This window comes from Actinokineospora xionganensis (assembly GCF_014323725.1).
GTDB classification, from domain to species: domain Bacteria; phylum Actinomycetota; class Actinomycetes; order Mycobacteriales; family Pseudonocardiaceae; genus Actinokineospora; species Actinokineospora xionganensis.
In genome coordinates, this window is sequence record NZ_JABVED010000007.1 from 104,268 (window position 1) to 118,717 (window position 14,450).

Consider the following 14,450-nt stretch of genomic DNA (forward strand, 5'->3'; position numbering starts at 1 on the left):
GCGCCGGTGAGATCCGGTGTGGCGCGGGCTCCCCGACTCGCGTCCCCTGTTCCGTGAAGGATCGTCGGATTCGATGGTGACCCTTGACGGAGAGTGATGCTAGCTGGGGAAGTCCTTCCGCACCAGGGTTTCCCCTAGTACTTCTTCGGAGATGTTTTCTCATTCAACCTTCTTCCGGTAAGGGTCCAAGGTCCCGAGACGCAACATTGCGTGGGTGAACCCGGAGAATCAGTCACGAACGGTGGACGTTCGTCGACGCTCCGAAGTTGCCTGTCAACCGACAGTGGATTCGGCGAGAAAAACACCGAAGCGCATCGACATTGGTCACTATGTCGGCACGGAGGGTAACGTCGAATTCGGTGACGGGTTGTTGTCACCGCGTTGACAGTGCCGCCTCCAGGTTTCTAGCGTTGCCTGGGTTGTCCAGTTGGGCAGCGAACCACCCGAAATGGGGATGCACCCGCTATGGACGCCACCCGGCGGGCGACCGTCGTCGTCCTGCACGGCGCCGAACGACCGCCCCGGATGACCGCGATCGAACAAGGCGCGACGGTCCGCTACACCACGTCGCACCATCTCGCCGAGGCCCTGCCCGGCGCCGACGTGCTGCTGGTCTGGGACCTCCGCAGCACCGCGCTGGGCCAGGTCTGGCCCGCGGCGAACGCGCTGCGCTGGGTCCACGCGGCCGCGGCGGGCGTCGGCCACCTCGCGACACCCGAGCTGATCGAGTCCGAAGTCGTGCTGACCAACGCGCGCGGGATCTTCGACGAGCCGGTCGCGGAGTACGTGCTCACGGTCATGCTGGCCTTCGCCAAGGACCTGCCCACCACCATGCGGCTGCAACAGCGCCGGACCTGGCAGAAGCGTGAGACCGAACGCCTCGCCGGGTCGAGCGCGCTGATCATCGGGACCGGCCCGATCGGGCGGGCGATCGGGCGCAAACTGCGGGCCGTCGGGGTTGCGGTGTCCGGCGCGGGCCAGGCCGCCCGCGATTGCGACCCGGACTTCGACTCGGTCGTCGCGCTCACGGACCTGCGCTCAGCGCTGCCCAAGCACGACCATGTGATCGTCGCCCTGCCGCTGTCACCCGCCACGACCGGGTTGATCGACGCGCACGCCCTGCGGGCCATGCGGCCGACCGCCAGACTGGTCACCATCGGCCGCCGCGGCCTGATCGTCACCGCGGACCTGCTCGACGCCCTGGACTCCGGGACCATCTCGGGCGCGGCGATCGAGGTGTTCGCCGACGAGCCGCTCTCGCCGTCCTCGCCGCTGTGGGACATGCCCAACGTCCTGATCTCGCCGCACATGTCCGGCGACGTGAAGGGCTGGCGGGACGAGTTGGTCCGGCTCTTCGCCGACAACCTCGCCCGCTACACCAGGGGAGAACCGCTGCTCAACGTGGTCGACAAGCGCCTCTACCGTCGGTGACCCGGGCCACAGGGGTCGACTGGAACCACTTGCTACTCTAGAGTAGGTAAGAGGTCCGAACCGATAAGGGAGCAGCATGGCCGGGAAAGAGGGAGTCGGCGCGAAGCCGCCGCGGCGCGACGCCATGGGGACGGCGCTGGCGGTGCTGAACCGTTTGGCGAGTACCGAGGTGCTTGACCGGTTCGGGCTGCGCAAGCCGATGCAGAACACCGTCTACCAGGCCACGAAGACCGGGTTCACCGCCGTCGGCGCGGCCAGCCGCACGTTCGTGGCCGCACAGAAGTCGGGCAAGCCCCAGCGGCTGCCGTCCGCGTCGAGCAAGGGTCTGTTCGACCTGACGCCGACCGAAGAGCAGCAGATGATCCGCGAGACCGTCGCCGAGTTCGCCGCCGAGCGGCTGCGCCCGGTCGCCGCGGACGCCGACGCAAAGTGCGAGACCCCGCAGGAGCTGCTGTCCCAGACCGCCGAGCTCGGCGTGACCCTGGTCGGCGTGCCCGAGGACCTCGGCGGCGTGGGAAGCGAGCGCTCCGCGGTCACCAACGTGCTGATCGCCGAAGCCATGGCGCACGGCGACATGGGTCTGGCCGTGGCCTGCCTCGCGCCGTCCGCGGTGAGCAACGCCCTGGTGCTGTGGGGCGACGCCGACCAGCAGGCGACCTACCTGCCCGCGTTCGTCGGCGACAACGTCCCCGCCGCCGCGCTGGCCATCCAGGAGCCGCGCGCGCTGTTCGACCCGTTCTCCTTGAGCACCAAGGCCCACCGCACGCCCGGCGGCTTCACCATCACCGGCGTGAAGTCCCTGGTCCCGCGGGCCGCGCAGGCCGAGCTGTTCATCGTCGCCGCCGACCTCGACGGCCGCGGCCCGGCGCTGTTCCTGGTGGAGTCCGGGAACAAGGGCGTCAGCGTCGAGTCCGAGCCCGCCATGGGTCTGCGGGCCGCGGCGCTCGGCAAGCTGCACTTGGACCAGGTGTCGCTGCCCGCGACCGCGCTGCTCGCCGAGGGCAAGAGCGACGTCTACGCCGACTGTGTCCGCCTGGCCCGCATCGGCTGGTGCGCGCTCGCCGTCGGCACCTCGCAGGCCGTGCTCGACTACGTGATCCCCTACGTCAACGACCGCGTCGCGTTCGGTGAGCCGATCAGCCACCGGCAGGGCGTGGCGTTCAAGGTCGCCGACATCGGCATCGAGCTGGAGAGCATGCGCCTGCTCACCTACCGCGCCGCCAGCCGCGCGGAGCAGGGCAAGACCTACGCCCGTGAGGCGGCGCTGGCCCGGAAACTGTGTTCGGACAAGGGAATGATGATCGGCAACGACGGCGTGCAGCTGCTCGGCGGACACGGATTCGTCAAGGAGCACCCGGTGGAGCGGTGGTACCGGGATCTGCGGGTTATCGGTCTGGCCGAGGGCGTCGTCCTCGTCTGAGGGCTCAGGACAACGGGAGAAATTCAGATGATCAACCTTGAGGTTCCCAAGAAGTTCGAGCAGCTCGTGGACCAGGCACACCAGGCCGCCGCTGAGTTCTTCCGCCCCAACTCGCGCAAGTACGACCACGCCGAGCACACCTATCCCAAGGAACTCGACATGCTCGCCGCGCTCCTCGACGGCCTGTCGGCCTCGGGCGGCGGCGCGGGCGCGAGCGGCGTCCGGGCGGACACGAGCAAGGAGAAGGGCAACCGCAACGGGTCCAACCTGTCGCTGCTGCTCGGCACCATCGAGATGTGCTGGGGTGACGTGGGTCTGCTGCTGACCATGCCGCGGCAGGGTCTCGGCAACGCCGCCATCGCCTCGGTCGCCAACGACGAGCAGTTGGAGCGGTACAAGGGCAAGTGGGCCGCCATGGCCATCACCGAGCCCGACACCGGCTCCGACTCCGGCGCGATCCGCACCACCGCGGTCAAGGACGGCGACTACTACGTCCTCAACGGCGAGAAGATCTTCGTGACCTCCGGCGAGCGCGCGGACTGCGTCGTCGTGTGGGCCACTTTGGACCGCTCGCTCGGCAAGGCCGCCATCAAGTCCTTTGTGGTCGACCGCGGCACCCCCGGCTTCGAGCTGGTCCGGTTGGAACACAAGCTCGGCATCCGCGCCTCGGACACCGCGCACTTCCGCCTGGAGAACGTGCGGGTCCACAAGGACAACCTGCTGGGCAGCCCGGAAGTCAGCGCGGAGCAGGGTTTCGCCGGGGTCATGCAGACCTTCGACAACACCCGCCCGCTGGTCGCCGCCATGGCCGTGGGCGTCGCCCGCGCCGCCCTGGAGGAGACCCGCCGCATCCTGTCCGAAGCGGGGGTGGAGATCGACTACGACCGCCCCGCCAACACCCAGTCCGCCGCCGCGGCGACGTTCCTGCAGCTGGAAGCCGACTGGGAGGCCGCCTACCTGCTGTCGCTGGAAGCGGCCTGGATGGCCGACAACCGCAAGCCCAACTCGCTGCAGGCCAGCATGGCCAAGGCGAAGGCGGGCCGCTCCGGTTCGGACGTCACGCTGCGGTGTGTCGAACTGGCCGGTTCGATCGGCTACAGCGAGAACTCGCTGCTGGAGAAGTGGGCCCGCGACTCGAAGATTCTCGACATCTTCGAGGGCACCCAGCAGATCCAGCAGCTCATCGTCGCCCGCCGTCTGCTGAACAAGTCGTCGGCCGACCTGAAGTGACCTGAGCGCACGGCGCCCCCACTGTCCACTATGGACCGTGGGGGCGTCGTTCGCGTTCACCGGACACCCCAACAGGTGAACAACGCCCGGTAGCGCCTCACCGCGACCGCGATTGACCTAGCCTCGGATGCAGCGCCGTCGCCCGGGGAGGTCGTCATCACCGAGTTCAAGGTGGAACCACCGGCGCTGCGCCAACTCGCCCAGCTGGTCGACCGAGCGCGCGAAGACGTCAACGCGGGCAAGAAGCACCTCTCCCAGATCCAGGACTTCGCGGGCGGCGAAGGCGTGATCAACCAGCTCACCCAGGGCCACCAGGACGCCTACCGGGCGCTCGACGACTGGCTGGGCAAGCTCGCCGACGTGACCCTGACCTGCGTCTCCCAGGCGGTCACGGACGCGGCCGGGTACTACGAGCGCACCGACCGTGGTTCCGCCGAGAAACTGGACGGCACGTACCCCGAGACCTATGTGACGGAGATCCGCGAGCACACCGGTCACGTCGCGATCGAGCCCCCGGAGAACACCGGGCGGTTCCAGGACGTCAGTGAGCCGCAGCGGCATCTGTCCGCGGTCAAGGACTACCGGAGCGAGTTGGACGGCAGCCCGGACTGGTGGGACACGTTCAGTCCGATGGTGCAGATCGGCAACGCGATCGAGGTCGTCACCGGCGTCGCGGTCATGATGGGCCTGCTCGACCACCGGATCGACCCGCAGGCCGAGATCGTGAAACCGTGGGTCGGCGACTGGGCGGGGATCCGCGCGGCGGCCGACGTGCTGCGCAATGTGGGACACGAGATCAACGGCGTCAGCACCGACATCAAGTGGGCCTCACAGGGGACCGAGGCGGTGTGGCAGGGCAACGCCGGGGACGGTGCGGCCGTCTACCTGATGAACCTGGCGAAGCCGCTCGAGGAGGCCTGGCGGCCGATCGACGAGCTGGCGGGCAAGTACGTCGAGGCCTCCGAGGAGATGGTCAAGCTCCGGGAAGCTGTCGTCGGTGTGCTCAACGCCATCGGCGACGCGGCGATCGAGGCGGCCATCGCCGCTGGGGTCGCGGGCGGCTCGGCGTCCACCGGCGTCGGCGTCCCGCTCGCGGTCGTCGCAGGCCTGTTCGGCGCGTACAAGATCTACCGGGTCGTCGACGGGATCAAGGAGATCTTCGGCATCATCGGGAAGATCGACACGATGATCAAGGTCGTCCAGTCGGCGCAGACGAAGTACGGCACGATCCAGAACGGCGTCAAGCTGCCCGCGCTTCCGCAGTCCACGCTGTCGGCCCCGAAATAGGTGAGGCGAGTGACCCAGTCGGCCAAGCCGTTCCCGAGCGACATGCGCGAGTTCCTCAAACTCGTCGAGGGCACCGAGTTCGAGGAACTCGCCAAGGACGAGTCGAAGCTCGAGCGGATCGTGGTCGAGGCCATGCGAACCGCCGAGGACCCGATCACCCGGGAGATCGGCGATGGCCTCGCGTCGGGCACGATGACCTGGCGGACCATCGCGACCACGTCGGCCTACGCCGACTTCCTCGACGAGAATCTCGCCGCGCTGCAACGGTTCGACATGAACGGCCTGGTCGAAAGCCTGCGGCTGGCTCAACTGGAGGCCGCACACAAGCGCGCGGACGAACGGGAGCTGCGCGAGCGAGACGACGACGAGGACGTGTGGCAGGGATTGGGCGGCAACGACAGGTGATGGGCGAGACCAGGCGCAAACCGTTGCGCCGCACCGCATGGAGCATGCTGATCGGCGGTCTGGTGGTCACCGGTGTGATGCTGGGTGTCGGCGTGCTCATGGTCGGCCAAGGGGAACCCGCCGGTCCTGGACAGGCCGCCCGCTGGTCGTCGGACACGGAGATCGCCGTGTTCCGGCCGGTCGGCAGGCAGCCGGACGGCGGGAACGCAGGCACCGTCGCGTGCACAATCGGGCTGCCCGACGGTCGAACCGAGCGGCTGCTCCCCCGGTGGGCCGATCGCCTCAGCGCCGACTTCTCCGGCCAGGCGACGATCACCTGCGAGCGTCCGGCGATGGTGCTCAGCGGGAGCCGACTCACCGTCGCGGGGATCGCGCGGGGACCGTTGATCGCACTGCCGCTGTTCGTCGCCATCCTCGGCGTGCTGCTGTTCATCCCCCGGTTCACCCAGGTCTGGGCCGGGCTCACCCAGCCGATCGGGCGCTGGATCACCCGCCGCTTCGACCGCGGTTAAAGGTGCGCGGCTCGCATGGCCTGGTCCATCTCGTCATGGGTGGCCGCGGCGCACGGCAATGGGGTCGCGTGGTCGCCGCGAATGCCGTCGAGCAGGACGGCGAGGTACCGCCGCCACAAGTCGGGATTGATCGCCCGGGTCAACTCCGCCGAGGCGGCGATCATGACCAGGAATGCGCCGATGTCGGAGGCCTCGAAGTCCGGTCGGACCGCGCCCTGCGCCTTCGCGCGGGCGACCAGGGCGTCGACCGCGGGGATGAAGTGTTCGGAGATGCGCTCCACCTGACCGAAGTCGGCCCGGGTGCAGATCTCGAACAGGCCGCGGTCGGCCGACTGGCGCTCGGCGATCTCGGTGATCAGACCGGATAGGCCTTCCCACGCGTCCGGGGTGGACGCGGCGGCGTCGATCACCACGGCCAACTCCTCGACGACGTGGTCGAAAACCGCCGTGACCAGCGCTTCCTTGTTGGGGAACCGCCGGTAGACCGTGCCGACGCCGACACCGGCGTGCCGGGCGACATCGTCGAGGGTGACGTCCAGGCCGTGCTCGGCGAAGACCTCGCGCGCGGCTCTGACGACGCGGACGCGGTTGCGTTCGGCGTCGGCGCGCAGGGGCTTGGTGGCGATCGTCACGCTCTCAGCATAACAAATACGGAGGACGCACCTCCACTTCCTTGGTACCGTCGAAAGCATAACCGGAGACCGGGTCTCAACTTTCTCCCCAGGGGCATTCATGACTCTCTCGGACACGCGCGCGCCCGAGCCACCGCTGCAGGTCGCGTCCAACAAACGATGGCTCATCCTCGCCGTCATCGCGATCGCCCAGGTCATGGTGGTGCTCGACGCGACCATCGTGAACATCGCGCTGCCGTCGGCGCAGGTGGACCTCCAGTTCACCAACGACCAGCGCCAGTGGCTGATCACCGGCTACGCGCTCAGCTTCGGCAGTCTGCTGCTGATCGGCGGCCGGGTGGCCGACCTGTTCGGCCGCAGGCTGACCTTCCTGGTGGGCGTAGCGGGCTTCGCGCTTGCCTCCGCGGTCGGCGGCGCCGCCGGCAGCTTCGAGATCCTCGTGGCCGCGCGAGTCGGCCAGGGTGTGTTCGCCGCCCTGCTCGCGCCCGCCGCGCTGTCCCTGCTGACCACGACCTTCACCGACCCGAAGGAACGCGCCAAGGCGTTCGGCATCTTCGGCGCCATCGCCGGTGGCGGCGGCGCGATCGGCCTGCTCCTGGGCGGCGTGCTCACCGAGTACCTCGACTGGCGCTGGTGCATGTTCGTCAACCTGATCTTCGCCGGAGCCGCGTTCCTCGGCGGCGTGGCGCTGCTCGACCGCAGCACCGCCGACCACCGGCCCAAGCTCGACCTCTTCGGCGTCGCCACGGCGACCGCGGGCATGTTCGCCCTGGTCTACGGCCTGGCCAACGCCGAGGCCGAGTCGTGGAGCCACAGCCTGACGTGGGGTGGCATCACCGTCGGCGTCGTGCTTCTCGCGGTGTTCGCCTGGTGGCAGACCAAGGCGCCGAGCCCGCTGCTGCCGCTGCGCATCCTGCTGCACCGCAACCGCGGCGGCGCGTTCCTGGCGATCTTCATCCTGTGCGCCGGAATGTTCGTGATCTTCCTGTTCCTGACCTACTTCCTGCAGGTCAACCTCCAGTTCGGCCCGGTGAAGTCCGGGGTGTCGTTCCTGCCGATGATCGGCACGCTGATGGTCTCGGCGACCCTGGCGACCACGGTGTTCCTGCCGCGCGTCGGACCGCGGCCGCTGATCGCCGGCGGCATGCTGGTGGCGGGTGCGGGCATCGCACTGCTGGCCCTGCTCGACGAGACCAGCACCTACGCCAGCGGTGTGCTGCCCGGTCTGCTGATCGCCGGTGCGGGCATCGGCCTGACGATGGCGGCGGGCATGAACGTCGGCATCCTGGGCGTCGACGCCGACGACTCCGGCGCGGCGTCCGCGGCGATCAACGCCGTGCAGCAGGTGGGTGGCTCGATCGGCACCGCGCTGTTCAGCTCGGTCGCCGCCGGCGCGGTGACCACGGCCATGATGGAGGGCAAGGCCCCCGCGTCGGCCGCCATCGCGGGCTACAGCGCGGCGTTCCTGGGCAGCGCGATCCTGTTCGCGGTCGGCGCCGTCGTGGCGGGCTTGGTCCTGCGGCCCGGCGTGCCCGAGGAACTCGGCACCGCGGGGCCCGCCGTCCACATGTGACATTCCCCGGTGGCGTGGGCGAGCCTGCTCACGCCATCGGGTTGTGGACCGCCAGGAAGTCGTCGAGGTGCTTCCACGTCGTGTCCCGCGCGCCTCGACCGGCCAGCACGCCGAGGTGTCCGCCGGGGCAGGCGTGGAACTCGACCTCGGCCGCGTTGTCGAGCACGTCGACCAGGTGCCTGACCGCCCGCTCGGGCGCGATGCTGTCGCCCTTGCCCGCGATGATCAGCACCGGGACCTTCACCTCGGCCAGGGTGATCCGCCTGCCGCCCAGGTCGAAGGTGCCCTCCGCGAGGTCGTTAGCGCGGAAGAACCGGTGGTAGAGCTGCCCGAAGGTCCGACCGGGGTAGGCGATCATGTTGTCGGTGAAGCGGTCGACCGCCTCGATCTGCGCCAGGAAGTCGGCGTCGTCGAGGTGCGACAGGATCGCGTAGGGCTTGGTGACGACCTTGTCGATCGCCGAGAGCTGGAACGCGCGCTTCACCAGGGCCCGCGGCGCGCCGCCGAGCAGGCGGTAGGCCGGGGTGAGGATCCATCCCTGGGTGAAGTCGACCAGGGGCTTCATCGGCGCGATCAGCGGGATGGCCGTCACGTCGAAGGGCGCCGCCACGGTCGAGATCGACGCGATCGGCAGGCCGGGCTGGTCGGCGGCGGTGAGCAGCGACATGATGCCGCCGAGGCACCATGCCACCACGTGCACCGGCCGGTCGCCCGCGTCCCGGCTGACCGCCCGGATCGTGTGCGGCAGCACGTCGTCGATCCAGTGCTCCAGGCCGAGCGTGCGGTCGGCGAAGCTCACGGTGCCGAAGTCGACCAGGTAGGTCGAGCGCCCCTGCTCGACCAGGTGCTCGGCGAGGCTGCAGCCACGCCGCAGGTCGAAGCACAGCGACGGCGCGGCCAGCGGCGGCACGAGCAGCACCGGGTCGCCGGACGCGGGCATGTTCCCCTCCGCGAACCGGTACACCGACCGCATACGGCCCTTGTCGATCAGTGTCCGCGGCATCGGCCGAAGATCGGCCACGCCCCCGCGCGTGACCTTCGCGGCCACGTTCTCCGCCGCCGCCGTGACCCACTCGGTTACGCCCACCGCGCCCACCTCCGCCCCAAGTCTGCCCTGCTCGACGGGACCACACCCGCCGGTCAGGTCAACGAGGCCCGTCTTCGCGCGGATACGTCAGTGAGACCGCCGTTACCTGAGGCCCAGCTCACGCGCGATGAGCATGCGCTGGACCTCGCTGGTGCCCTCACCGATCTCCAGGATCTTGGCGTCGCGGTAGAAGCGGCCGACGGGGAACTCGTTCATGAAGCCGTAGCCGCCGAAGATCTGGGTGGCGTCGCGGGCGTTGTCCATCGCGGCGTTGGAGGCGTGCAGCTTGGCGATGGCCGCCTCCTTCTTGAACGGCTCGCCGCGCAGCATCTTCGCCGCCGCCGCGTAGTAGGCCAGGCGGGCGGTGTGGGCGCGCAGCTCCATGTCGGCGATCTTGAACTGGATCGCCTGGTACTCGCCGATCTTGCGTCCGAACGCCTCGCGCTCGCCGACGTACTTCAGCGACTCGTCGATGCACCCCTGCGCCAGGCCGACCGACAGCGCGGCGATCGCGACCCGGCCCTCGTCCAGGGTGGACAGGAACTGCGCGTACCCGCGGCCCTGCTCGCCGAGGAGGTTCTCCTTCGGCACGCGGACGTCGGCGAAGGACAGCTCACGGGTGTCGGAGGCGCTCCAGCCGACCTTCGAGTACTTCTTCGACACGGTGAACCCGGGCGTGCCCGACGGCACGATGATCGCCGAGATCTCCTTGCGGCCGTTGTCCTTCACGCCGGTGACGGCGGTGACGGTGACCAGCCCGGTGATGTCGGTGCCGGAGTTGGTGATGAACGCCTTGGAGCCGTTGATGACCCATTCGTCGCCGTCGAGGCGCGCTGTGGTGCGGGTGGCGCCCGCGTCGGAGCCGCCGCCGGGCTCGGTGAGGCCGAACGCGCCGAGTCGCTCGGCGGTGGTCAGCTTCGGCAGCCAGGTCTGCTTCTGCTCCTCGGTGCCGAACCGGTAGAGCGGCATCGCACCCAGCGAGACACCGGCCTCCAGGGTGATCGCCACCGACGAGTCCACCCGGGCCAGCTCCTCCAGGGCCAGGCACAGGGCGAAGTAGTCGCCGCCCATGCCGCCGTACTCCTCGGAGATCGGCAGGCCGAACAGGCCCATGTGGCCCATCTTGGCGACGATCTCGTAGGGGAACTCCCCGCGCTCGTAGAAGTCCCCGATGACCGGGGCGACCTCCTCACGCGCGAACTCTTGGACGGTCTTGCGGAGCGCCTCGTGCTCCTCGCCCAGCGTGAAGTTGATCATGACTGGTCCTCCGATGGGGTCACCACGGTGAGAATCTGGTTCAGCGCGACCTGTTGGCCCGCATGGACGTTCAGTTCGGAGACGACACCGTCGACCTTGGCCGTGATGGTGTGCTCCATCTTCATCGCCTCGACGACGAGCAGCGGCTGCCCGGCGGTCACGTGGTCGCCCGCGGCGACCTTGACCACCAGGACCGTGCCCGGCATCGGGCTGGTCACCGGCCCGCCCGCGGCGGCCGACGAGCCCGCGCCTTCGAGCATCGAGTGCTCGGCCACGGCCCAGGCCTGGCCGCAGGCCGCGAGCCAGAGGACGTCGCCGTCCTGGGCCCGGGCATAGCGCAGGTTGCGGCCGCCGTAGGTGACCCGCAGTTCACCGTCCACACGCGACACGGACGCCTGGACGGGGTCGCCGTCGTCGATCGTCACGGTCGCGGCCGACGGGCTGCCCGAGAGCCGGACCCGCACGTCGCGGTCGCCGCAGGTCAGGCGCAGCGGGACCACCGCGGCCCGGCCGAGGCGCCAGCCGTTGGGGACCGACCACGGGTCGATCACCGGTCCGGCGGGCTGCATGGTGAGCAGTTCGTCGAGGGCCGCCGCGGCGAAGACCTCGTCCGACACCGGCACCGCGCGGGTGAGCTCGTCGAGCTTGCGTTCGACGAGTTGGGTGTCGAGCCTGCCCGCGCGCACGTCCTCGTCCGCCAGCAGCGCGCGCAGGAACGTGATGTTCGTGCCGACGCCGAGCACGACGGTGTCGGCGAGTGCGTCGGAGAGTCGGGCCAACGCCTGCTCGCGGTCCTCACCCCAGGTGATGACCTTCGCCAGCATCGGGTCGTAGTCCGAGCCGACGACAGAACCGGCCAGCAGCCCGGAGTCCGTCCGCGCCCACTCCTCGGTGGACTGCGCCAGACCCAGCACGCGACCGCCGGTCGGCAGGAAGCCGGTCGACGGGTCCTCGGCGTAGACGCGGGCCTCGACCGAGTGCCCGCGAAGCTCCACCTCGGACTGCTTGACCGACAGCGGCTCCCCCGCGGCCACCCGCACCTGCTGCTCGACCAGGTCGAGCCCGGTGACCTGCTCGGTGACCGGGTGCTCGACCTGCAGCCGGGTGTTCATCTCCATGAAGAAGAACTCGTCGGGCCGGTCGGCGGAGACGATGAACTCCACCGTGCCCGCGCCGGTGTAGCCGACGGACTTGGCCGCGTCGACCGCCGCGGTGCCCATCCGTTCCCGCATGAGCGCGTCGAGCAGCGGCGACGGCGCTTCCTCGATGATCTTCTGGTGCCGCCGCTGCAGGCTGCACTCGCGCTCGCCGAGGTGGATCACATTGCCGTGCGCGTCGGCGAGGACCTGGATCTCGATGTGCCGGGGCCGCTGGACGAACCGCTCGATCAGCAGGGTCTCGTCGCCGAAGGAGCCACGGGCCTCGCGGCGCGCCGACTCGATCGCCGAGCGGAGCGCGTCGGGCTCGGTGACCAGCCGCATGCCCTTGCCACCGCCGCCGGCGGACGGCTTGAGCAGCACCGGGTAGCCGATCTCGGTCGCGGCGGACACCAGGTCGTCATCGGACATCCCGGGCTCGGTGCGGCCGGGAACGACCGGCACGCCCGCGGCGATGACCGTCAGCTTCGCGCGGATCTTGTCGCCCATGGCGTCGATCGCCGAGGCGGGCGGGCCGATGAAGACCAGCCCGGCGTCCGCGCAGGCCCGGGCGAACTCGACGTTCTCGGCGAGGAACCCGTAGCCGGGGTGCACCGCCTCGGCGCCGGTCTCGCGGGCCGCCGCGACGATGTTCGGAATGGACAGGTAGCTCTCGCGCGCGGCGGCGGGCCCGATGCGGACGGCGACGTCGGCCTCCCGGACGTGCCGGGCGCCCGCGTCGGCGTCGCTGTAGACCGCGACCGACCGGATGCGCATCCGGCGGAGCGTGTCGATGACGCGGCAGGCGATCTCGCCGCGGTTGGCGATCAGAACGCTGGTGAACATCGCACTCACATCCGGAAGACGCCGTAGCCGACAGGGTTCAACGGTGCGTTGGCCGCGGCGGAAAGCGCGAGGCCGAGCACCTGGCGGGTGTCCGCCGGGTCGATCACACCGTCGTCCCACAGCCGGGCCGTGGAGTAATAGGGGTTGCCCTGCTCCTCGTACTGCTGCCGGATCGGCTCCTTGAACGCGTCCTCGTCCTCGGCGGACCACTCCTCACCGCGCGCCTCGATCTGGTCGCGGCGGACGGTGGACAGCACGGACGCGGCCTGCTCGCCGCCCATGACCGAGATGCGCGCGTTGGGCCACATCCAGAGGAACCGCGGTGAATAAGCACGACCGCACATCGAGTAGTTGCCCGCGCCGAACGAGCCGCCGACGACGACCGTGAACTTCGGTACGCGCGCGCACGCCGTCGCCATGACCATCTTGGCGCCGTGCTTGGCGATGCCACCGGCCTCGTAGTCGCGCCCGACCATGAAGCCGGTGATGTTCTGCAGGTACAGCAACGGGATGCTGCGCTGGTCGCACAGCTCGATGAAGTGCGCGCCCTTCATGGCCGACTCGCTGAACAGCACGCCGTTGTTGGCCACGATGCCGACCGGGTGCCCGTGGATCCGGGCGAACCCGGTGACCAGGGTCGAGCCGTACTCCTTCTTGAACTCGCGGAACCGGCTGCCGTCCACGATGCGGGCGATCACCTCGCGCACGTCGTACGGCGTGCGCGAGTCGGTCGGGACGACGCCGTACAGCGTGGCCGGGTCGACCGCGGGCTCCTCGACCGGCGCGACGTCCCAGGGACGTGGAGCACGCGGGCCGAGGGTGCTGACGATGGAGCGGACGATCCGCAGCGCGTGCGCGTCGTCGTCGGCCAGGTGGTCGGTGACGCCGGAGGTGCGCGAGTGCACGTCGCCGCCACCGAGGTCCTCGGCGGTGACGACCTCGCCGGTCGCGGCCTTCACCAGCGGCGGGCCGCCGAGGAAGATCGTCCCCTGGTTGCGCACGATCACGGCCTCGTCGCTCATCGCGGGGACGTAGGCGCCGCCCGCGGTGCAGGAACCGAGGACCGCGGCGATCTGCGGGATCCCCTGGGCGGACATGGTGGCCTGGTTGAAGAAGATCCGGCCGAAGTGGTCGCGGTCGGGGAACACGTCGTCCTGCTTGGGCAGGAACGCGCCGCCGGAGTCGACCAGGTAGACGCACGGCAGGTTGTTCTGCAGCGCCACTTCCTGGGCGCGCAGGTGCTTCTTGACCGTCATCGGGTAGTAGGTGCCGCCCTTGACGGTGGCGTCGTTGGTGACGATGACGCACTCGCGGCCGGACACCCGGCCGACGCCGGTGATGACCCCAGCGGCGGGGGCGTCGTCGCCGTACATCCCGGTGGCGGCCAGCGGGGAGAGTTCCAAAAACGGGGACCCGGGATCGACCAGCGAGTCGACCCGGTCACGGGGCAGCAGCTTGCCCCGCTCGACATGGCGGGTGCGGGCCTTCTCGGGTCCGCCGAGCGCCGCCGTACCGAGGCGTTCCCGCAGGTCGTCGACGAGCACCCGGTGCTCTTTGACGTTGCGCTGGAATGCCTCGTCGGCGGGATCGGCGTCGCTGCGCAGGACGGGCGCGTCCATCTCAGGTCCTCGCGA

At 69.7% G+C, this 14,450-nt stretch carries 12 protein-coding genes; 7 read left to right on the forward strand and 5 right to left on the reverse strand.

Annotation, left to right across the window (positions count from 1 at the left end; translation table 11 throughout):
• The first annotated feature begins 465 nt into the window (after positions 1-465).
• The 6 genes from GPZ80_RS14070 to GPZ80_RS14095 all read left to right on the forward strand — a co-directional run bounded on the left by GPZ80_RS14070 (position 466) and on the right by GPZ80_RS14095 (position 6,285).
• Entirely contained in the window at positions 466-1,431 is a 966-nt protein-coding gene (locus GPZ80_RS14070; protein ID WP_187220793.1) for a D-2-hydroxyacid dehydrogenase, read from the forward strand.
• A gap of 124 nt (positions 1,432-1,555) precedes the next feature.
• Positions 1,556-2,851 (forward strand): acyl-CoA dehydrogenase family protein, encoded by a 1,296-nt coding sequence (locus tag GPZ80_RS14075; RefSeq protein WP_187220999.1) that lies wholly within the window; start codon positions 1,556-1,558, stop codon positions 2,849-2,851.
• A gap of 27 nt (positions 2,852-2,878) precedes the next feature.
• Entirely contained in the window at positions 2,879-4,081 is a 1,203-nt protein-coding gene (locus tag GPZ80_RS14080) for an acyl-CoA dehydrogenase family protein (RefSeq protein ID WP_091381749.1), read from the forward strand.
• A gap of 171 nt (positions 4,082-4,252) precedes the next feature.
• Positions 4,253-5,368: a hypothetical protein gene (locus GPZ80_RS14085; protein WP_187220794.1), complete on the forward strand. Its 1,116-nt coding sequence runs from the start codon at positions 4,253-4,255 to the stop codon at positions 5,366-5,368.
• Between the two features lie 9 nt (positions 5,369-5,377).
• A complete protein-coding gene (locus GPZ80_RS14090) occupies positions 5,378-5,773 on the forward strand; it encodes a hypothetical protein (protein WP_187220795.1) in 396 nt (131 codons plus the stop codon).
• A complete protein-coding gene (locus GPZ80_RS14095) occupies positions 5,773-6,285 on the forward strand; it encodes a hypothetical protein (protein ID WP_187220796.1) in 513 nt (170 codons plus the stop codon). Before GPZ80_RS14090 ends, GPZ80_RS14095 begins: the two co-directional genes overlap by 1 nt.
• Here the strand turns inward: GPZ80_RS14095 and GPZ80_RS14100 are convergent.
• Complete coding sequence (locus GPZ80_RS14100) at positions 6,282-6,917, reverse strand: TetR/AcrR family transcriptional regulator (RefSeq protein ID WP_187220797.1); 636 nt, start codon at positions 6,915-6,917, stop codon at positions 6,282-6,284. The two genes, GPZ80_RS14095 and GPZ80_RS14100, sit on opposite strands and share 4 nt — an antisense overlap.
• Before the next feature lie 100 nt (positions 6,918-7,017).
• On the opposite strand from GPZ80_RS14100, the gene GPZ80_RS14105 reads away from it, so the two are divergent.
• Positions 7,018-8,490: an MFS transporter gene (locus tag GPZ80_RS14105; protein WP_187220798.1), complete on the forward strand. Its 1,473-nt coding sequence runs from the start codon at positions 7,018-7,020 to the stop codon at positions 8,488-8,490.
• A gap of 28 nt (positions 8,491-8,518) precedes the next feature.
• Here the strand turns inward: GPZ80_RS14105 and GPZ80_RS14110 are convergent, their stop codons facing one another.
• From GPZ80_RS14110 to GPZ80_RS14125, 4 genes are all read right to left on the reverse strand, one after another.
• Positions 8,519-9,577, reverse strand: coding sequence for an alpha/beta fold hydrolase (locus tag GPZ80_RS14110; protein ID WP_312880321.1), 1,059 nt, complete (start codon positions 9,575-9,577; stop codon positions 8,519-8,521).
• A 102-nt stretch (positions 9,578-9,679) separates the two neighbouring features.
• Positions 9,680-10,834 (reverse strand): acyl-CoA dehydrogenase family protein, encoded by a 1,155-nt coding sequence (locus tag GPZ80_RS14115; RefSeq protein WP_187220799.1) that lies wholly within the window; start codon positions 10,832-10,834, stop codon positions 9,680-9,682.
• Positions 10,831-12,816 carry an acetyl-CoA carboxylase biotin carboxylase subunit gene (locus GPZ80_RS14120; protein WP_187220800.1) on the reverse strand — a complete coding sequence of 662 codons (1,986 nt, stop codon included), beginning with the start codon at positions 12,814-12,816 and terminating at the stop codon, positions 10,831-10,833. Before GPZ80_RS14120 ends, GPZ80_RS14115 begins: the two co-directional genes overlap by 4 nt.
• A gap of 5 nt (positions 12,817-12,821) precedes the next feature.
• A complete protein-coding gene (locus GPZ80_RS14125; RefSeq protein ID WP_187220801.1) occupies positions 12,822-14,435 on the reverse strand; it encodes a carboxyl transferase domain-containing protein in 1,614 nt (537 codons plus the stop codon).
• Between the last annotated feature and the right edge of the window lie 15 nt (positions 14,436-14,450).